Source organism: Streptomyces sp. NPDC058371 (genome assembly GCF_042723265.1).
In the GTDB taxonomy this organism is placed as follows: domain Bacteria; phylum Actinomycetota; class Actinomycetes; order Streptomycetales; family Streptomycetaceae; genus Streptomyces.
On sequence record NZ_JBHXJC010000003.1, the window covers coordinates 88,700 to 107,389 of the forward strand.

Below are 18,690 nucleotides of genomic sequence, written 5' to 3' on the forward strand. Positions count from 1 at the left end.
GTGGGCCACGGTTGGATCCCTCTCATGACGGACTGGCACCTTGAGCTATGACGTGTACGGACTGGGTGTGCGGCGGGAGGGCGAGATGGCTGCGTTCGGAGCCGGGGCGGATGACGACGGCGGTGTTCGCGCAGGGGCCGGGGTCTGGGTGCCCGGTCTGGTGAACCTTGGCCTGGGTGTGCCTGCGATGGTGCCGCTGTACCTGCTGTGGTGGCTGCTGACCGAGTACCTGCCGATGGACTGCAGGAGCGTCGAGGACGCGGCCAGGTCCGGGTCGGTCAACTGCAACTACACGACCCTCGATCATGCGGGTGTCGTGATGTTCCTGGCGGCTGTCACCGGAGCGCTGATCGTGGCGCTGGTACTCGTCGTGGACCTGCTCCTGCCCCTGCGTCGAGGCGCGCGCCTGGGTCCATGGCTCGGCATGGCGGCGCTGATCCCGGTCCCGTTCGCCGTGTGTGTGGCCCTGGCCCGTTAGTCGTGGCTGTGGCTGTGGCTGTGGCTGTGGCCCGTTGGCCGTGCGTGTGGCCCTGGCTCGTTAGTCGTCAACCGACTTCCGGTGCGGTGTACGAGAAGTCGTGCACCGCCCACTCGGTGAGCGGGACGTATCCGATGCGCTGGTAGAGGGCGTTGCTGGTGGGGTTGGACAGGTCCGCGAACAGGACGACGTCCCTCGCGCCCGCGGCCAGCGCGGCCCGGCTCACCTCCGCCGCCACGGCGCCCGCGTAGCCGCGACCGCGCAGGTGGGACGGGGTGTAGACGATGTCCAGCTGGATCTGGCCGCCGATCATCGGGTTCATGCCCGCGAGGGAGACGGGAGTGCCGTCCGGGGTCTCCCAGAGCGTGTAGCGCTTGTCGGCGAAGCGGGTGTCGGCCCACGTGTCGGCGTTGATGGAGACTTCCTCCCCGACGGACTTGGCGAACTCGCCGCACCAGTACATGACTTGATCGAGGTCCCGCTCGCCCAGGACGCGACCTCGGCCCGCCGGCAGCGGCTCCGGCGGGGTGAGGGTGCCGAGGCCGTAGAGACGGAGTCGCGTGTCGAGGAGTGTCGGCGTCGCGCCGGTGTGCCGCTGCCAGGCCTCGGCGAATGCGGTGGCCGTGCCGTGGTCCGCGCCGACGGAGGGAGGGGAGTGCCCGAGGGCGGCCAGGCGGGCGGCGAGGGAGTCGGCCTGCTCGTCCGTGAGCGGGGAGAGACCGATACCGCGGGGCGGGAGACGGTAGAAGGTGGCGTGGACCTCGCCTGCTCGCTCCAGCACGCCGAAGACGGGGGCCGCGCTGCCGAACGCCTCCGCCCCACGCGCTCGTACTCTCTCGGCCCAGGTCAGTTGCATGACGTGCCGGCCGGGCCGCGAGCGCAGGAAGTCCCCGGCTCGGGCGAGGAAGTCGTCGACGTCTTCGGTGAGGTGCCAGTCGTCGTCTTTGGCGAGGTGCCAGTCGTCGTCTTCGCTGAGGTGCCAGTCATCCGGGCGCATGCTTCATGATTCCCCCCGCTGTCCGTGCACCCCGCGGGTTTCCGCCAGGGCGAGGCGGGGGTGCACTGCACGAAGCCCGCATGGAGATCCAGGAGGCGAGGCAACCACGGGCGGCCAGACGCCGTAATCCAAGGCTTGACCGCACGAGCAGGGCAGGTCATAGTTCCCCAACTGATCGAACTCTCGAACTACCTTGGGGGAATGGCTTGTTGAGGAAGCAGCTGAGAAACCGAGTCGTCACGCTCCTGGCGGCGAGTGCACTCTTTATCGGCGGTTCCGTCACTCTCGGGGCGACCAACGCGGCGGCTGCCGACTGGACCTTCGAGAAGGGCGCGGTGTCTGCCGACGGGAGCTTCAGCATCGCGGCCTACAACAGCGGTACGTACGCGGGCGCCATGGTGTGGAACGCCGATCCGGGGTGTTGTGACATCCCCGGGGACGCGTTTCAGGTGGTGGACCGGTATGCCGACGGGTGGGGCATGGAAGCCTCCATGATCGACCCCACGACGGGGCGCGTTGCGACCACGCGCGGGCACTCGTCCCCCTACTCCAGCCCGTGGAACAGCGGCAATCTGGCAGAGGGCACCACCGTCTACATCCAGCTCTGCGCGGTCCAGGGCTCCTCGTGGGACTGCAGCATCGCGTACAGCGGCCACGCGTAGCCCCCGCCGACCGCCTGACCTCAGCGCATATCGCCGCCCGCCCCCGGAAGCCGGGGGCGGGCTGTTGCACGAGCTCCGACTCCAAGGCCAGGCACAGCAGATGGGAAGCAACGCCCGTGCCGGTGCTGCTGCCTGACGCCAAGGGGGTGATGGGGCCTCACTGCTTCAGCTTCAGGTAAGTGCCTGACGGGCACTCGGTGCGATGGCTCTCAGACGGTGATCTCCCTGTGCAGGCCGCCCTCGTCGGCATATGGCTCAAGGCCGAAGCTCCACCCGAACCGCGCGAGCAGCGTCGCAAGGGCATTGAGTTTGTCCGGGTCAATGACTCCGTTCAACAGAGGGACGTGCGATGCAAGGACCAGGCGATGCGCAAACCGCCCAAGCCGAGCGCGGTGGTTCCCCTCCGGCTGCCGGCCCAGTAGACGCGATGGCGCGAGGGATCAGGCCGAAGGTTCGGGGGTGCCGGCAGCCAGTCGATGCCACGCGTGGCCGCAACCGTCGGAGCAGAAGCGCTCCCGTCGGCGTTCGTCGGCGACGGCCAGCACCGCGATCAGTAGCCGGAATGACTTGAGACGCTCGTCGTGCGGGGTGAGACTGGCGATCTTCCCGAGTTGCTGGTCGATCCGCCCTCGTGCGATCAGAACTGCCGGTGTGTGCGTGGCGCGAAGTCCGGCGCGGCGGATGCTTTCCGGGCCGTCCCCGGCGGTGGCACGGGCCTGAATGCAGAAATGTGACAGGAGGCGCAGGGTGTTGGACTGCTCCTCAGTCGAGAGGCCCTCGAACCACTCGATTCCCTGCGGCATCGGCCGAAGTTCCTGGGCGAGCTCGTTGAGAATGATGTACGGATCAGCCACCCTCACTCCCCCCGCTGCGCTCTAATCGCCGCTCGCCATGGTGCTGCGATGTGGAAAGCCCCGAACCCGCCCTCGCCGCCTCGGATCTGCACGTGGTGATGTGCTGTGCGATGTGCACCTTCACCTGTACGCGGTGCTGAGCTGCGCTGTTGATGGGGAGTCGAACCCCCGCGTTGCTCTTCACGCGCCAGGAGTGGGCTGGAAAACCGCCGGCCCTCGGTGTGTGCACGCCTCCGAAGCTGCTACCTGCTCCACATCGTCCCCGCCTGCTGGACTACTCAGTCCAGCAGATCCACCTCCCAGTTCGTACGCTGGATCCGCACATCGACCTCGCGGATCTCCCGCGCGAGAACATCCGCCTGACCGCGCAGTTCCGCGACCGGAAGCGCGGAAAGCATCATCAGTTCGGACCGGAGTTGCCGACCGTATCCCCGCTCGCCGCTACCCGCCGCCGCGTCCGCCGCCGCGGTGACCACGGAGTGGCGCAACCGCAGGACGTCCCGGCGTGCGAGGGCATCGGTGAGCGTGCCGTCCGGACCCATCTCCACGGCGGCGTTGGTCCGGTTGATCCGCCGGATCAACGTTTCCAGAGCGTTCAGCACGTCACCGGCCTCAGCCAACAGCTGAGCGGCGTCCTCGGGGGGCGTCTCCCCTTCTTGGTACCGCGCGCTGCTGACGACGCGCGCTCGCAGCTGTTCCACCCGGCGAGTCGCCTCCGCACGTTCTGCCAGTGCCTCAGCAAGCTTCACTGTCTCCACCTCCCCCTCCAAGAGCTCGCACGAGTATACGAGTGCGAACCAGCTCATACGCACTTGGATTTTTGATCCGCAGAAGGCTCTGACCAGCCACTGGAGCGAGAGCGGACGGCCGCTCAGAGCGTTACGAAAGAGAATCCGACAGCACGACTGAGAACGAGTGGGAATCCGTCAGTTTCAGCGAGGCAGGACAACCGGCCGGCCAGCTTCGCCGGGACTCCGCCAAGTCGTTCGCCAGAAGCGCTGGGACTCGCCACGTCTACTGAGAACGGACACCTACGTTGCGACGGGACACCCGGTCGCAACGTGGCGTGGCGCACTTTTGCAAGCGGCTGCTTGCAATTGTTAGCGGAGGTGGGGCAAGGTAGACGCATGGCATCGCTCAACGTCGGCAATCTCGGTGAGTATCTGCGTGAGCAGCGGCGCAATGCGCAGCTGTCGCTGCGGCAGCTCGCCGACGCCGCCGGGGTGTCCAATCCGTATCTGAGTCAGATCGAGCGCGGGCTGCGCAAGCCGAGCGCGGAGGTGTTGCAGCAGGTCGCCAAGGCCCTGCGGATCTCCGCCGAGACGCTGTACGTGCGGGCCGGCATCCTCGACGCCGAGCGGGACCGGGACGAGGTGGAGACGCGTGCCGTCATCCTCGCCGATCCCACGCTGAACGAGCGGCAGAAGCAGGTGCTGCTCCAGATCTACGAGTCCTTCCGCAAGGAGAACGGATTCGAGATCGCGACGGCTCCCGAGAATGCCCGGAACGTCGACGGGCAGTCGGCCCAGGACGCGCGGCACACGCACGACGCGCACGATCCGCATGACACGCACGACACGCATGACGTACACGATGTGCGCGGTGTGCAGGGCATACAGAACGTGCAGGACATACAGAACGAGCAGGACATCGACCACCGCGGCCCCCGCACGGCCGACGGCAGCGATGCCGGCCCGCAGCAGACGGCCAGTTGAGAACGGCAGACAGGCCCTTCTCGCCGCGGACCGCCAAAACCCTCAGCTGAAAGCCAACCCGGGAGGACCCTCGTCATGGCCATCACCGACGACATCCGCAAGGCCGCCACCGACCCCACCCCGCTCTACTTCCTGGCCGGCACCGCCGACCTGGCCGTCCAGCAGGCCAAGAAGGTGCCCGGCATCGTCGAGCAGATCCGCGCCGAGGCGCCGGCGCGCTTCGAGACCGTCCGCAACATCGACCCGAACGCCGTGCAGGAGAAGGCCGGCGCCCGCGCCAAGGAGGCGCAGGAGACCCTTCAGGCCAAGGTCACCGGCCTCATCGGCACGCTCGACACCGACCTGAAGAAGTTCGGTGAGTCCGCCCAGGACTTCGCCCTGCGCGGTGTCGGCGTCGCCGCCGAGTACGCCGTAAAGGCTCGGGAGGCGTACGAGAAGGTCGCCGAGCACGGCGAGCAGACCGTGAAGACCTGGCGCGGCGAGGCCGCCGAGGAGATCGAGGAACTGGCCATCGCGGTCGAGCCGAAGGCCGAGCCGGCCGAGGGCGAGATCAAGGTCGAGGAGAAGCCCGCCGCGGCCGCCACCGAGACCTCCGCCGCGAAGCCCGCCGCGAAGAAGGCTCCGGCCGCCAAGAAGGCCACCGCCAAGAAGACGACCCCGCCGGCCAAGTAGGGCGGACGTCCGATCCGCCGGGCCGGTGGATCGACAGGGCAGTGTTCGGGCCGGGCACCCTTGGGGTGTCCGGCCCGTTCTACGGGTACGGTGACCGCGTAATTGTCGGGAAGGAACGGGCGGTGGGCAGCATGCTGATGTTGGGCTTCGCGGGGTTGTTGGGACTGCTGAAGATCGTCCTGATGGCCCTGGCCGCCTTCGGGCTGTTCGACGCGGCCTTCCGGCGCGAGGACGCGTTCCGCGCCGCGGAAAAGCAGACCAAGCCGTTCTGGCTGATCATCCTGGCGCTCGCCCTCGTGGTGAGCTACATCTTCTCGATCTTCTCGTTCCTGCCGATCATCGGCGTCATCGCCAGCATCGTCTACATCGTGGATGTCCGTCCCGCGGTCAGGACGGCCTCCGGCGGCGGTGGCGGCCGGGGCCGCCGCGGCGGCTCCAGCAGCGACGGCCCGTACGGCCCGTACAACGGCGGACGCTGACCGTCTGCGTCGACGCAGACACCGGTGACCGGACCCCGTGAGCCCATCACGGCTCCCGTGCAAAGCCGCACACCCGCTGACGCTGACCCTGACGGCCAACACAGCTGGCCCTGACGGCAAGGACAAATGCCGTACACCTGGTACGGCCTGTGCAGCAGTCGCGGTCGGCAGAACGGTGACGGCAAAGACGAATGCCGTACCCCGGTACGGCCTGTGCAGCGGCCTCGGTCCGTACGGCGGCGAGGGCGAAGACAATCGCCGTACGGCGGCCACGGCCCGTACGACAGCGGGCGTCAACGCTGCCCGCGGCGACCCGCCTACCGCCCCCGGTCCAGCAGCAGCACCGCCACGTCATCCGTGAGCTCGCCCCCGTTGAGGTCCCGGACCTCGCTCACCGTCGCCTGCAGGAGCTCCTCGCCCTCCAGGCCCTCGGCGAGCCGACGGCGGACCAGCTCCACCATGCCGTCCTGGCCGAGCCGCTCCTTGCCGGGGCCGATGCGGCCCTCGATCAGGCCGTCGGTGTAGAGCATCAGGCTCCATACGGCGCCCAGCTCCACCTGCATGCGCGGCCAGCGGGCCTGCGGCAGCAGGCCGAGCGCGGGGCCGTTGTACTGGTACGGCAGCAGCTCGGCGGGACGCCCCGGGCGGGCGATCAGCGGCGCCGGGTGGCCGGCCAGGCACAGCCCGGCCCGGCGGCCGTCCGGCGCGATGTCCACCGTGCAGAGCGTCGCGAAGATCTCGTCGTTGTCCCGCTCGTGCTCCAGCACCTGCTGAAGCGTCGAGAGCAGCTCGTCCCCGCACAGACCCGCGAGCGTCAGCGCGCGCCAGGCGATCCGCAGCTCCACCCCGAGCGCCGCCTCGTCCGGGCCGTGCCCGCAGACGTCGCCGATCATGGCGTGCACGGTGCCGTCGGGCGTGCGGACGGTGTCGTAGAAGTCGCCGCCGAGCAGCGCGCGGGAGCGGCCCGGGCGGTAGCGGGCGGCGAAGCGCAGCGGGGAGCCCTGAAGCAGGGGAGTGGGCAGCAGTCCGCGTTCGAGGCGGGCGTTCTCCTGGGCGCGCATCCGGGACTCGGTCAGCCGTCGCTCAGCCGTGTCGGAACGTTTCCGCTCGACCGCGTACCGGATCGCGCGGCTCAGCAGCCGTCCGTCGAGTTCGTCGCGCAGGAGATAGTCCTGGGCGCCGACGCGCACCGCTTCCGCGCCGCGCTCGGCGTCGCCGGAGCCGGTGAGCGCGAGGACGGCGTGCCGGGGCGCGAGCCGCAGCACGTGCTTGAGGGTGCCCAGCTCGTCGTCCCCGTCGGCTGCCCGGCCCGGAGCCGGCAGCGTGAGGTCGAGGAGAATGCAGTGGACGTCGTCGGTGAGCAGCCGCTCGGCCTCGGTGAGGTTGCGCGCGGTACGGATGCGGATCGGCTTGCCCGCGGCGTCCAGCATTTCGGGCACAGGGAGCGAACCGGCCGGGTCGTCCTCGATGACCAGCAGGGTGAGATGGGTGGCGGCGTTGTCGGCAGGGGCCGTGGCGCCCAGGGCCGATCCGCCTGAAGACAGGGCGCCGGACAGGGCACCGGTTGAGGACGCGGCTCGAGCCTGACCACTTTCCGCGGCCGGGATCGCTCTCTGCCGCGGTACGGGTACGGGCATCGTCTTGGGTTCCTTCCCTCCCCCCGAGGGCGTGGTGGGGCGAAGGTCCTCGACCCACCGACGGGGACCATAGCGGTAGCCGGCGCCGCAATGGAATGGTGTGCGGCAAACGGCCAACGTCATATGCCGCATCCCGTACCGCAATTGGGCATGGCGTCGCCCCGGCCAGGATGACGAAGGTCACGTCCCGGGGGTTGTCCGCCCGGGCGGACGTGACTCATCCCACGTGCGGTCCGTCACGTCGTACGGCAGTCGGCACGGATTCCGTGCCGGTATGCGTCACTTGTCGGGTCGTACGACGCCCAGGATCGGCATGGAGCCGGCGCCCGTGATCGTCACCGTGCGGCCCGGGCGGGGGGCGTGGACGATGGCGCCGTCGCCGATGTACATCCCGACGTGGCTGGCGTCGCCGAAGTAGATGACGAGGTCGCCGGGGCGCATGTCCTTGATGTCCACGCGCTCGAGCTGCTGCCACTGCTGCTGCGAGGTGCGCGGAATCGGGTGCCCCGCGGAGGCCCAGGCCTGGGACGTCAGCCCCGAGCAGTCGAACGACTTCGGGCCCTCGGCGCCCCATACGTACGGCCGGCCGACCTGCGCCGTCGCGTACTGAACGGCCTTCTTGCCCTGGGCGGACGCCTTGCTGTTGATCTCGTCGAGGACGCCGGAGCTCAGCCAGGCCGTCTGTGCCTGGTACGCGGTGTCCTCCTCCAGCTTCGCCAGCCGCTTCTTCTCGTCCTTCTCCAGCTGCGATTCCAGCTTCTCGGCGGCGGCGATCCGCTGCTTGATCTTCTTCTTGGCGGCAGCCCTGGTCTTGCGGTTGGCCTCCAGCCGCTCCCACTGCGCGGAGGCGTCCTTCGTGTACTGCGCCAAGTCCTGCTGGGTGCGCTTCATCTCGGCGAGCAGGCCCTTGGTGCCGTGCTCGCCCTGACGGACCCGGCCCGCGCCGTCGAGATACTCCTGCGGGCTGTCGCTCAGCCACAGCTGTGCCTCGGGAGGCAGCCCGCCGCCGCGGTACTGCGCGCGTGCCGCGGCGCCCGCGCGGTCCTGCAGGCTGTCCAGCTTCGCCTGGCCCTTGACGATCGCCTTGGCCAGCTCGACGATCTGCGTCGACTGCTTCCCGGTCTTCTCCTCGGCCGCGTTGTACGCGTCCGTGGCGACCGCGGCGTCGTGGTAGAGCTTGTCCAGCTTCTCGCGGACGGCTTCGAGGTCCTTGCCGGACTTGGTGGTCGGGGCGGCGGGCGGTGTCGGGGTGGGCGTGGGATTCGCGGGGGCCGCATACGCCATGCCCGGTGCGCCCAGCACGGTGATCGCGCAGACCAGGGCCACAGCCGCCGTGGTCAGGCTCCGCTTACCGCATCCCATTACGTCGCCCCCACCTGATTTACCGTCAGTAACTTACGAGCGCCTGGGGGATCGTGCCATGTCGGCGCGCAATACGACAGAGGCGGGCAAGAAGTCCCCTCCTCCGGCCCACGTCCCGCCGTCGCGTTCCCCTTCCCCACTTCACGCCGTCCCCAAGACGATCTCCCCGCCTGTGTGACGAACAACGCACGGAGATCGTTCCCCGCAGGTCACGGGCCCCGCGGCAGCCGGATCGATCAGACCCTCGGCGCCAACGCCGCCCAGCGCAGCGTCACTTCGCCCTGTCGCCAGCGCGACGGCCCGTCCGTCACCGGCCAGTCGGACGCCAGGGCGCGGACCGTCCGTATCCAGCGCTGCCGGGCGCCGTACGAGGCGTAGGGCGCGGCGGCCGCCCACGCGCGGTCGAAGTCCCGCAGGAAGGCGTGCACCGGTTCGCCCGGGACATTGCGGTGGATCAGGGCCTTCGGCAGCCGCTCGGCGAGGTCGGACGGGCGGTCCAGTGAGCCGAGTCGGGTGGCGAAGGTGACCGAGCACGGTCCTTCGGGGCCCAGGGCGACCCACACATGGCGGCGGCCGATCTCGTCGCACGTGCCCTCGACGAGCAGCCCTCCGGACGACCCGACGGTGGCCGGCGCGAGGCGCGCGCACAGCCGCTCCCAGACCGCGGCGACCTGCTCCTCGTCGTACTGCCGCAGCACGTTGGCCGCCCGGATGAGCAACGGGCGGCCGGGTACGGGCACCTCGAAGCCGCCGTGCCGGAAGACCAGCCCCTCGCGCTCGTAGGGGCGGGCCGCCGCGACACGGGCCGGGTCGATCTCCACACCGACCACGCGCGTGTGCGGAGCGACGGTGCGCAGCCGCTCCAGCAGCTCGACCGGCGTCCAGGGCGCGGCCCCGTAACCGAGGTCGACCGCCACCGGGTCGGTGGCGCGGCGCAGTTCGGCGCCGTGCACCGCGGCGATCCAGCGGTCCATGCGGCGCAGACGGTTGGGGTTCGTGGTCCCGCGCGTCACCGTTCCCACGACGGGAGTCCTTCCGGCCGAGCGAGGCCGAGAGTGGGGGAGGGCGCGGGCTGTCATGACTGCGAGGGTATGCGGAGGGGGCGGCCGCCCGGCGAGGCTGTGGACAACGGCCGCGCGCGCACCCGCGGCAGCGAGGCGCGGCTGTGGACGATGACCGCGTACGAACCGTGGCAGCGAGGCGCGGGTGTGGACGCTGGCCGTGTACGGACCGTGGCAGCGAGGCGCGGTTGTGGACGCTGGCCGTGTACGGACCGTGGCAGCGAGGCGCGGGTGTGGACGCTGGCCGTGTACGGACCGTGGCAGCGAGGCGCGGCTGTGGACAACAGTCGCGTACGGACCGGGGCAGCGAGCGGCGGCTGTGGACAGCGACCGCGTATGCACCCAGACGTCGAACGGTTGAGCGATCGACGGCAATGATTCGGCAAAGAGGAAATGGAGCAGACTGCTCCGGCGTTCCCCTTCTTGGAGGGCGCCCTGCACCCTCCTGACGGCATGCCCGCAGCAAGGAGGAACGCCACGTGAGCCAGTACGTCAGCAGGCTCGGGCGTCGCTCTCCGGCGGCGTCCTCAAGGCTCAGGCTGCACCGCAGGCCGCGTCGCGTCGCGATGCTCTCGGTGCACACGTCACCGCTGCACCAGCCCGGCACGGGCGACGCCGGCGGCATGAACGTCTACATCGTCGAGCTCGCCCAGCGCCTCGCCGCGATCAACATCGAGGTCGAGATCTTCACGCGCGCGACGACCGGCGCCCTGCCGCCCACCGTCGAGCTCGCCCCGGGCGTGCTCGTACGGCACGTCGACGCGGGCCCCTACGAGGGCCTCGCAAAGGAAGACCTGCCCGCCCAGCTGTGCGCCTTCACGCACGGTGTCATGCAGGCCTGGGCCGGCCACCGGCCCGGCTACTACGACCTCGTGCACTCCCACTACTGGCTCTCCGGCCACGTCGGCTGGCTCGCCGCCGAACGCTGGGGCACCCCCCTGGTGCACGCGATGCACACCATGGCCAAGGTCAAGAACGCGGCGCTGGCCGAGGACGACACCCCCGAGCCCGCCGCCCGCGTCATCGGCGAGACCCAGATCGTGCGCGCCGCCGACCGCCTCATCGCCAACACCGCCGAAGAGGCCGACGAGCTCGTCCGCCACTACGAGGCCGAGGCCCGCAAGGTCGCCGTCGTCCACCCGGGCGTCAACCTGGACCGCTTCCGCCCCGCCGACGGCCGCGCCGCCGCCCGCGCCCGCCTCGGGCTCCCACAGGACGCCCTGATCCCGCTCTTCGCGGGCCGCATACAGCCGCTCAAGGCCCCTGACGTGCTGCTGCGTTCCGTGGCCGTGCTGCTGGACGAGCGGCCCGAGCTGCGCTCGAAGATCCTCGTCCCGGTAGTGGGCGGTCCCAGCGGCAGCGGCCTCGCCAAGCCCGAGGGGCTGCAGAAGCTCGCCGCCCGGCTCGGCATCGCCGACGTCGTGCGCTTCCGGCCGCCCGTCGGCCAGGAGCAGCTCGCCGACTGGTTCCGGGCCGCGTCCGTGCTGGTCATGCCGTCGTACAGCGAGTCCTTCGGGCTGGTGGCCATCGAGGCGCAGGCGGCCGGCACGCCGGTGCTCGCGGCCTCGGTCGGCGGCCTCCCGGTGGCCGTGCGCGACGGGGAGACCGGCTTCCTGGTGCAGGGACACGACCCCGCCGCCTACGCGCGCGTGCTGCGTGATTTCGCCGACGACGCGGAGCTGTCCCGCCGGATGGGCGGGGCCGCGGCGCGGCACGCGCAGGGCTTCGGCTGGGACACGGCGGCCGCCGCCACGGCGGACGTGTACACCGCGGCGATGCACGACCACCGCAGGCGGGAGCGCGCACACCACGGCTGACGGTGCCCTTCGTGGGTCACGGCTGCGCGTGCCACGGCTGGGCGCGCCGCCGGGTGCGCCACGGCTGGGCGCGCCACCGGGTGCGCCACGGCTGGGCGCGCCACCGGGTGCGCCACGGTCGGCCGCTCCCGTCGAGCACCACGGCCGACCCCGCCGTCCCGGTCGGCACAGGCACGCCTCCCGCCCTGACGTACGCTCGCTCCATGGCTGACGCAGTGTCGATCATCGAGCAGGTTCTCACCGAGGCCGAGCTGGAGTGGGAGAGCCCCGAGACGGGCTCGTACGTCGTGAAACTGCCCGGCACCCGCAAGCTCTCGACGACCGTCTCGCTGATCGTCGGCAAGCACTCGCTCTCGCTGAACGCCTTCGTGATCAGGCACCCCGACGAGAACGCGGAAGCGGTCCACCGCTGGCTCCTGGAGCGCAACCTCAAGCTCTACGGGGTCGGTTACGCGGTCGACCGGCTCGGGGACGTGTACCTGGTCGGCAAGCTGCCGCTGGCGGCGGTCACGCCCGACGAGATCGACCGTCTGCTCGGCTCGGTCCTGGAAGCCGCCGACGGTTCGTTCAACACCCTGCTGGAGCTCGGTTTCGCGTCCGCGATCCGCAAGGAGTACGCGTGGCGGGTGTCCCGCGGTGAGTCGACCCGCAATCTGGACGCGTTCAGCCATCTGACCCAGCGTCCCGCCAACTGACCCTCCCCGCTTACCTGTCAGTTGCTGTTCGACCTCTTCCCCGGCCGGGATCTCCGTGGCATGCTCGCCGCCGACGCACATATGAACGTCGTTCACATCCTTGGAAAGTGGGGCGGGTATGGGCAACGGGTACGCCGATATCGGCAGCGGGCACACGGGCATCACCCGGCGCGGGCTGCTCGGCAGCGCCATCGCGGTGGCGGCCGTGGCCGCGACCGGTGGATCGGCGACGGCCGCCGACGGTCCGACGACCGCCACGGCAGCCGGTCAGCCGGGTCAAGTCCCCGCCATCTGGCGGGAGTTCACCCGTGACACCTTCACCCACCCGCAGATCCCGTACATCGGCAGGTCCGGCTACCGCGCCGGGGCGGCGCACCTCCCCCGCCGCCCCGTCGTGGCCGATGTCCGCGCCTACGGAGCCAAGGCCGACGGCACGACGGACTGTGCACCCGCGATCAACCGTGCCATCGCTGCCGCCGGAAGGGCCGGCGGTGGCACGGTGCTCATCCCGCCCGGCACCTTCCGCATCGACGACCTGATCCACATCGGGTACGACAACGTCGTGCTGCGCGGCGCAGGCAGCGGCCGTACCAAGCTGTACGCGACCAGGAACCTCACCGAGCTGATCGGCGTCTACGGCTCCCGCTACGGCGGGGACAAGTCGTCCTGGTCCTGGGCCGGCGGCCTCATCTGGCTGGCGCCGACGGCCCGTTGGGACTCGCTCGTCACCGCCGTCAAGGCCAGGGCGTGGCCCTTCGAGGGCTGGACCGGCAACAAGCGGGACGAGTGGGAGACGCTGACGACCGTCGCGCCCGCGACCCGCGGCTCCTGGTCGGTGACGGTCGCCGACGCCTCGGAGCTGAGGGCCGGTCAGCTCGTCCTGCTCCGCCTCGCCGACGACGCCGGCCACACGCTGCTGGAGCACATGTCGGGCGGCGGCCCGGGCCCCGAGGCCTACTCCTGGGACGACAAGACCAAGCTGACCAGCTACGTCCCCTACGAGTGGCCGGTGCGCATCGCGCGCGTGCAGGGCAAGAAGGTGACCTTCGAGCGCCCGCTCCCGCTCGACGTACGCCCCGAATGGGACCCGCGCCTGACCACCCACGTCAAGGCGCTGACCGGCTCGGGCGTCGAGGGCCTCACCCTGGAGGCGGTCGAGACCCCGCAGTCCCCGCACCTCCTCGACAAGGGCTACAACGGCGTCACGTTCCAGTGCGCGTACGACTGCTGGGCCGACGACATCGTCGTGCGGCACGTGGACAACGGCTTCGGCCTCGTCGCCGCCTCCGCCTGCACCCTGCGCCGTACGACGGTCGCGGGGCGCGGCTCCCACCACCCGTACTTCTGCCGCGAGGGCTCGCACGACAACCTCATCGAGGACTTCACGATCGAGCAGCGCACCGTCCCGGCCCCCGCCGGAACGCAGCTGCACGGCATCAACGTGGAGGGCCTCTCCTCCTACAACGTCTGGTCGCGCGGCGAGATGGCGATGGGCACGTTCGACTCCCACCGGGGGCTGCCCTTCGCGAACGTCCGCACCGACATCACCGTCCACAACGACGGCCGCCACGGCGGGGACGCCATCGCAGGACCCCTCTTCGGCGCCCGCTTCACCCACTGGAACATCCGCGTCACCAACGGCCGCGCGGGCCTGATGAAGATCGACGGCCTCGCGCCCTACAGCGCCACGGTCGGCGTCAACGAAGTCACCGAGTTCGACCAGATCGACGTACCCGACTTCACCGGAGCCCTCAACTCCCGCCTGGAGCTGTACGGCACCACGGACGTCGTACGGCCGCGGAATCTGTACGACGCTCAGCGCGAGCTGGAGCGGTAGCGGCCGGGGGAGACCCCCACCAACCGCTTGAAGTGGCGCGTGAGATGGGACTGGTCGTAGAAGCCCGCCGCCGTCGCCACCTCGGCCGGCTTCGCGCCTTCGAGCAGGAGCCGGCGGGCGCGATCGACACGGCGGGACATCAGGTACTGGTGCGGCGCGATCCCGAACGCTCCGCTGAACGCCCGTACCAGGTGGGCGGGATGGGCGTGCACGAGCCGTGCGGCCTCGTCCAGGGCCACGCCCTCGACGAGACGCTCGTCGAGGAGTTCGCGCAGGCGATGGGCGAGCGGGCGGTCGGCGCGCAGGGGGCCGACGGCCGGCCCGGGGCCGAGATGATCGCGCAGCCGTTCGCCGATCAGCGTCAGCCTGCTCGCCGCCTCCAGCTCGTCGCCCGGTTGCGCGAGGGCCGTGTGCAGCTGTCCGACGCGCGTGCGCAGTACGGGGTCGGTCAGGTCGGGCGTGTCCACCGCCGCCCCGATGAGGCTCTCGTCGAGGCGGCTCAGGTCGAGGTACAGGACGCGCTTGCGGAAACCGTCCGCGCCGACCGGTGAACCGTTGTGCGGAACGTGCGGCGGGAGCAGGGAGACCGTGTCGTGCGGGGTGCCGTGCTCGTGCCGGTCGAGGTCGTACCGCACGGCGCCGGCGTCGACGATCAGCAGCGTCCACGCGTCGTGCACGTGCATCGGGTACGCGTACTCGGTGTAGTAGGCGTGGAACACCTCCACGACGCCCGGGATCCGCGGGCGCCACGCGGAGATCTCGCGCTGGGCCACCATGCAAGAAACGTACAAGACCAGGTCGTACGACGGTCGGCAGTCTCAAGGCATGAGCACCGACAACCCCGAGGGCCCTGCGCGCCCCGAGACCTCGGAGGGTCCCGTCGACACCGGGCCCGTCCGTTTCGACAGCAAGATCGCCGTGCTGCTCCGCGACGACCTGGAGCCGTGGCAGCGCCTCAACGTGACCGCGTTTCTCGTCAGCGGCCTCGGGACGGTGCTCCCCGAGGTGATCGGGGAGCCGTACGCCGACGCGGACGACACCGCGTATCTGCCGATGTTCCGCCAGCCGGTGCTGGTCTTCGAGGGCTCGAAGGAGACCCTGACCGCCGCGCACACCCGCGCCCTCGGCCGGGCGCTGCCGCGAGCGGTCTTCACCTCCGACCTGTTCGCCACGGGCAACGACCGCGACAACCGGGCCGCCGTCCGGGCCGTCCCGACCGCGGAGCTCGACCTGGTCGGACTCGCGGTGTACGGGCCGCGCAACGGGGTGGACAAGGTGATGAAGGGGGCGCGGATGCACCGGTGAGGCGCCTGGCACCGCACCGCCGCTCCGAGCGCCGGCCGTCGAACCAGCCGAGGGACATGCTGCGCCACTCGGTCTTGACGCGCGGGGTCAGACCGCGCCGACCTCCTGCCGGGCGGCGCCGGACGGCGCGGCGACGGCCGGTTCGTCCACCGGGAGGCGCCGCATCAGGGCCCCGTACCCCACGGCCGCCGCCGTGCCCACCACCGCGCACAGCCCCCACAGCCACTCCGCGCCGAACCGGTCGATCACGAAACCGGACATCAGGGGAGCGACGAGGGAGGCGACGGCCCAGGACATCGTGTACATGCCCTGATAGCGGCCGCGGCCGTGGACGGGCGAGAGGCGGACGACCAGCCCGGTCTGCGTGGGCGCGTTGACGATCTCGGCCAGCGTCCACACGCACACCGTGAGGGCGAACATGCCGACCGAACCGGCGAACGCGGTGAGTCCGAAGCCGTATCCCGCGAGGAGGGACGAGATCACGAGCAGGCGCCGCGGGTCCCGGTGCTCGATGTAACGGGTGACCGGGATCTGCAGGACGACGATGAGCACACCGTTGACCGCGATCGCCATGCCGTAGTCCGCCGGTGTGAAGCCGGCCGCGCCCATCGCCACCGGGAGCCCCACCGAGCCCTGCTGGAAGACGAGGGCCACGAGGAAGGACAGCCCGACGACGCTCATGAAGCGGCCGTCGCGCAGTACCGCGCCGAGGCCGGCGGCCGGTTCGGCGGCGGTCTTGGCCGTGGGCGCCGGCCGGGACTCGGGCAGCTTGGCGAAGACGACGAGGGCGCAGACGAGGGTCATGCCCGCCTCGATGAGGAAGCCGGCGAGGTAGCTGAACTCGGCGATGAAGCCGGCGCCCGCCGAGGAGATCGCGAAGCCCAGGTTGATGGCCCAGTAGTTGAGGGAGAAGGCCCGGACCCGGTCCTCGGGCCGGACGATGTCGGCCATCATCGCCTGCACGGCGGGCCGGGAGGCGTTCGACGCCATGCCGACCAGGAAGGCGACCCCGGCGATCGCCACGGGGTCGTGCATGAAGCCGAGCAGCGCGACGGAGGCGGCCGTCGACGTCTGCGCGATGAGCAGCGTGGGCCGCCGGCCGAGCCGGTCCGTCATCACGCCCGCGCCGAGCGAGGAGATCACCCCGCCGAGGCCGTGCAGGGAGGCGACGAGACCCGCGTACGAGGCGGAGTAGCCGCGGTCCAGCGTCAGATAGAGCGCCATGAACGTGGCGACGAAGGCGCCGAGGCGGTTGACGAGGGTGCTGGTCCACAGCCACCAGAACTCGCGGGGGAGTCCCGAGACGGTCTCTCGGGCAGCGCGTCTCATGACGGCGAGCGGCATCGGTGTTCCCCCACGGGTGTAAGTGGCTCAGACGAAGAGCACAACTTACGAGTGGCGGGTCCCGGGCGGCCAGTCAATTAACAGAAGCCGTCAACCGACCGGCGTGGTGGGGTTCGTGTGTCCGCCTGCCGACCGGGCGCGCGAGGGCTCCGCCCGTTCCATTACGCTCGAAGGCATGGCCGACGCACCGTACAAGCTGATCCTCCTCCGCCACGGCGAGAGCGAATGGAACGCGAAGAACCTGTTCACCGGCTGGGTGGACGTCAACCTCAACGAGAAGGGCGAGAAGGAGGCAGTACGCGGCGGTGAGCTGCTCAAGGACGCCGGCCTGCTGCCCGACGTGGTCCACACCTCGCTCCAGAAGCGCGCGATCCGCACGGCCCAGCTCTCGCTGGAGGCCGCCGACCGCCACTGGATCCCGGTCCACCGCTCCTGGCGCCTGAACGAGCGGCACTACGGCGCGCTCCAGGGCAAGGACAAGGCGCAGACGCTCGCCGAGTTCGGCGAGGAGCAGTTCATGCTGTGGCGCCGCTCGTACGACACTCCGCCGCCGCCCCTCGCCGACGGCACGGAGTTCTCGCAGTCCGACGACCCGCGCTACGCGACCATCCCGCCGGAGCTGCGTCCTCGCACGGAGTGCCTGAAGGACGTCGTCAACCGCATGCTTCCGTACTGGTACGACGGCATCGTGCCCGACCTCCTCACCGGCCGCACGGTCCTCGTCGCCGCCCACGGCAACAGCCTCCGCGCCCTCGTCAAGCACCTCGACGGCATCTCGGACGCCGACATCGCGGGCCTGAACATCCCCACGGGCATCCCCCTCTCCTACGAACTCGACGCCGACTTCAAGCCGCTCAACCCCGGCGGCACCTACCTCGACCCGGACGCCGCGGCGGCGGCCATCGAGGCGGTCAAGAACCAGGGCAAGAAGAAGTAGGCCCGACTGATCAAGCCCCCTGCCTGCGGATTCTCCGCGGGTGGGGGGCTTTTTGGTGGGCCTGGGCCCGTTTCCGGGCCAGACGCGCGGGCCCTCAGCGCAGTACGACCTCGCCCGCGTGGACGGCGCGCAGGGCGCGCTCGACCGTCTCCTGCTCTTCGCCGACCGGAGCCACGTAGCCGATGACGTCGCGCGCGGCGTCCTCCCCGAGCGTCCTGGTGATCACCCACGTGGCGAGATACTGGGACGCCAGGCAACCGCCCGCCGTAGCGATGTTCCCCTCGGCGTGGAACGGCGCGTCCAGCACGGTGACGTTGCGAGCTTCCACAAACGGTCGGCTCTTCATGTCCGTGCACACAGGCATGCCGTCCAGCAACCCGAGCCGGGCGAGCACCAGCGCGCCGGAGCACTGCGCACCGATGAGCTGTCGCGAAGGATCGAGCGCCAGCCTGGAGATCAGCTCGTCGTCGGCGACCACCTCGCGCGCCTTCACCCCGCTGCCGATCAGCACGACGTCGGCCTCGGTCACGAACTCCATGGGGCGCTGTCCGGTCACGTCGACGCCGTTCATGGACGTGACCACCGGCGTCGGAGTCGTGATGAAGGCCTCCAAGCCGTCCTTCCGGCACCGGTTGATCAGCGCGGAGGCGATGAAGCTGTCGAGCTCGTTGAATCCGTCAAAGGTGACCACGGCTACCTGCATGCCATCTCCTCACGGCACGGCACTCGAGTGCAGTGTCTCAGGGCGCGGTTCCCAGGTCGCAGGCCAATCGGCAATCGGTGCCTCATCTGTCGGTGTGGTGGCACGTAGAAGAGAAGCGTGGTCCGGCTTGCGATG

19 protein-coding genes are annotated in these 18,690 nt (G+C 70.4%); 10 read left to right on the plus strand and 9 right to left on the minus strand.

Annotation, left to right across the window (positions count from 1 at the left end; all coding sequences use genetic code 11):
* Positions 1–85: 85 nt before the first annotated feature.
* Positions 86–478, plus strand: a complete 393-nt coding sequence (locus tag ACFWM2_RS11985; protein ID WP_383276799.1) for a hypothetical protein — start codon at positions 86–88, stop codon at positions 476–478.
* A gap of 67 nt (positions 479–545) precedes the next feature.
* Here the strand turns inward: ACFWM2_RS11985 and ACFWM2_RS11990 are convergent, their stop codons facing one another.
* Positions 546–1,475 (minus strand): GNAT family N-acetyltransferase, encoded by a 930-nt coding sequence (locus tag ACFWM2_RS11990; RefSeq protein WP_383276802.1) that lies wholly within the window; start codon positions 1,473–1,475, stop codon positions 546–548.
* A gap of 209 nt (positions 1,476–1,684) precedes the next feature.
* Here ACFWM2_RS11990 and ACFWM2_RS11995 point away from each other — a divergent pair, with 209 nt between their 5' ends.
* Positions 1,685–2,137 carry a hypothetical protein gene (locus tag ACFWM2_RS11995; protein ID WP_383276805.1) on the plus strand — a complete coding sequence of 151 codons (453 nt, stop codon included), beginning with the start codon at positions 1,685–1,687 and terminating at the stop codon, positions 2,135–2,137.
* Between the two features lie 440 nt (positions 2,138–2,577).
* Here the strand turns inward: ACFWM2_RS11995 and ACFWM2_RS12000 are convergent, their stop codons facing one another.
* A complete protein-coding gene (locus ACFWM2_RS12000; protein WP_383276808.1) occupies positions 2,578–2,991 on the minus strand; it encodes a DUF5958 family protein in 414 nt (137 codons plus the stop codon).
* A gap of 278 nt (positions 2,992–3,269) precedes the next feature.
* The gene (locus tag ACFWM2_RS12005; RefSeq protein WP_383278273.1) at positions 3,270–3,740 is read right to left on the minus strand and encodes a DIP1984 family protein; all 471 of its coding nucleotides are present in this window, start codon (positions 3,738–3,740) and stop codon (positions 3,270–3,272) included.
* A gap of 378 nt (positions 3,741–4,118) precedes the next feature.
* On the opposite strand from ACFWM2_RS12005, the gene ACFWM2_RS12010 reads away from it, so the two are divergent.
* The 3 genes from ACFWM2_RS12010 (at position 4,119) to ACFWM2_RS12020 (ending at position 5,857) form a co-directional block, all read left to right on the plus strand.
* Positions 4,119–4,706: a helix-turn-helix domain-containing protein gene (locus tag ACFWM2_RS12010; protein WP_383276811.1), complete on the plus strand. Its 588-nt coding sequence runs from the start codon at positions 4,119–4,121 to the stop codon at positions 4,704–4,706.
* 75 nt (positions 4,707–4,781) lie between these two features.
* Positions 4,782–5,378, plus strand: a complete 597-nt coding sequence (locus ACFWM2_RS12015; protein WP_383276814.1) for a hypothetical protein — start codon at positions 4,782–4,784, stop codon at positions 5,376–5,378.
* Between the two features lie 131 nt (positions 5,379–5,509).
* Complete coding sequence (locus ACFWM2_RS12020; RefSeq protein WP_383278276.1) at positions 5,510–5,857, plus strand: DUF2516 family protein; 348 nt, start codon at positions 5,510–5,512, stop codon at positions 5,855–5,857.
* Between the two features lie 317 nt (positions 5,858–6,174).
* Here ACFWM2_RS12020 and ACFWM2_RS12025 read toward each other — a convergent pair whose 3' ends face one another.
* From ACFWM2_RS12025 to ACFWM2_RS12035, 3 genes are all read right to left on the minus strand, one after another.
* On the minus strand, positions 6,175–7,494 hold the full coding sequence (locus ACFWM2_RS12025) for a PP2C family protein-serine/threonine phosphatase (protein WP_383276817.1): 1,320 nt from the start codon (positions 7,492–7,494) through the stop codon (positions 6,175–6,177).
* Between the two features lie 279 nt (positions 7,495–7,773).
* On the minus strand, positions 7,774–8,856 hold the full coding sequence (locus ACFWM2_RS12030; protein ID WP_383276820.1) for an NlpC/P60 family protein: 1,083 nt from the start codon (positions 8,854–8,856) through the stop codon (positions 7,774–7,776).
* Between the two features lie 236 nt (positions 8,857–9,092).
* Positions 9,093–9,935, minus strand: a complete 843-nt coding sequence (locus ACFWM2_RS12035) for a class I SAM-dependent methyltransferase (RefSeq protein ID WP_383276823.1) — start codon at positions 9,933–9,935, stop codon at positions 9,093–9,095.
* 461 nt (positions 9,936–10,396) lie between these two features.
* Between ACFWM2_RS12035 and mshA the strand changes: the two genes are divergently transcribed.
* The 3 genes from mshA to ACFWM2_RS12050 all read left to right on the plus strand — a co-directional run bounded on the left by mshA (position 10,397) and on the right by ACFWM2_RS12050 (position 14,266).
* On the plus strand, positions 10,397–11,734 hold the full coding sequence (gene mshA / locus ACFWM2_RS12040; protein WP_383276826.1) for a D-inositol-3-phosphate glycosyltransferase: 1,338 nt from the start codon (positions 10,397–10,399) through the stop codon (positions 11,732–11,734).
* Positions 11,735–11,937: 203 nt separating this feature from the next.
* A complete protein-coding gene (locus tag ACFWM2_RS12045; RefSeq protein WP_383276829.1) occupies positions 11,938–12,429 on the plus strand; it encodes a YbjN domain-containing protein in 492 nt (163 codons plus the stop codon).
* A 118-nt stretch (positions 12,430–12,547) separates the two neighbouring features.
* Positions 12,548–14,266, plus strand: a complete 1,719-nt coding sequence (locus ACFWM2_RS12050) for a glycosyl hydrolase family 28-related protein (protein WP_383276832.1) — start codon at positions 12,548–12,550, stop codon at positions 14,264–14,266.
* Here ACFWM2_RS12050 and ACFWM2_RS12055 read toward each other — a convergent pair.
* Positions 14,245–15,042 carry an AraC family transcriptional regulator gene (locus ACFWM2_RS12055; RefSeq protein WP_383276835.1) on the minus strand — a complete coding sequence of 266 codons (798 nt, stop codon included), beginning with the start codon at positions 15,040–15,042 and terminating at the stop codon, positions 14,245–14,247. The two genes, ACFWM2_RS12050 and ACFWM2_RS12055, sit on opposite strands and share 22 nt — an antisense overlap.
* Here ACFWM2_RS12055 and ACFWM2_RS12060 point away from each other — a divergent pair.
* Complete coding sequence (locus tag ACFWM2_RS12060; RefSeq protein WP_383276838.1) at positions 15,041–15,571, plus strand: DUF2000 family protein; 531 nt, start codon at positions 15,041–15,043, stop codon at positions 15,569–15,571. The genes ACFWM2_RS12055 and ACFWM2_RS12060 overlap by 2 nt on opposite strands.
* Positions 15,572–15,658: 87 nt before the next feature.
* Here the strand turns inward: ACFWM2_RS12060 and ACFWM2_RS12065 are convergent, their stop codons facing one another.
* Positions 15,659–16,915, minus strand: coding sequence for an MDR family MFS transporter (locus ACFWM2_RS12065; RefSeq protein ID WP_383276841.1), 1,257 nt, complete (start codon positions 16,913–16,915; stop codon positions 15,659–15,661).
* A 175-nt stretch (positions 16,916–17,090) separates the two neighbouring features.
* Between ACFWM2_RS12065 and ACFWM2_RS12070 the strand changes: the two genes are divergently transcribed.
* Positions 17,091–17,852: a phosphoglyceromutase gene (locus tag ACFWM2_RS12070; protein ID WP_383276844.1), complete on the plus strand. Its 762-nt coding sequence runs from the start codon at positions 17,091–17,093 to the stop codon at positions 17,850–17,852.
* Positions 17,853–17,946: 94 nt separating this feature from the next.
* Here the strand turns inward: ACFWM2_RS12070 and ACFWM2_RS12075 are convergent, their stop codons facing one another.
* Entirely contained in the window at positions 17,947–18,555 is a 609-nt protein-coding gene (locus tag ACFWM2_RS12075) for a DJ-1/PfpI family protein (protein ID WP_383276847.1), read from the minus strand.
* Positions 18,556–18,690 lie beyond the last annotated feature (135 nt).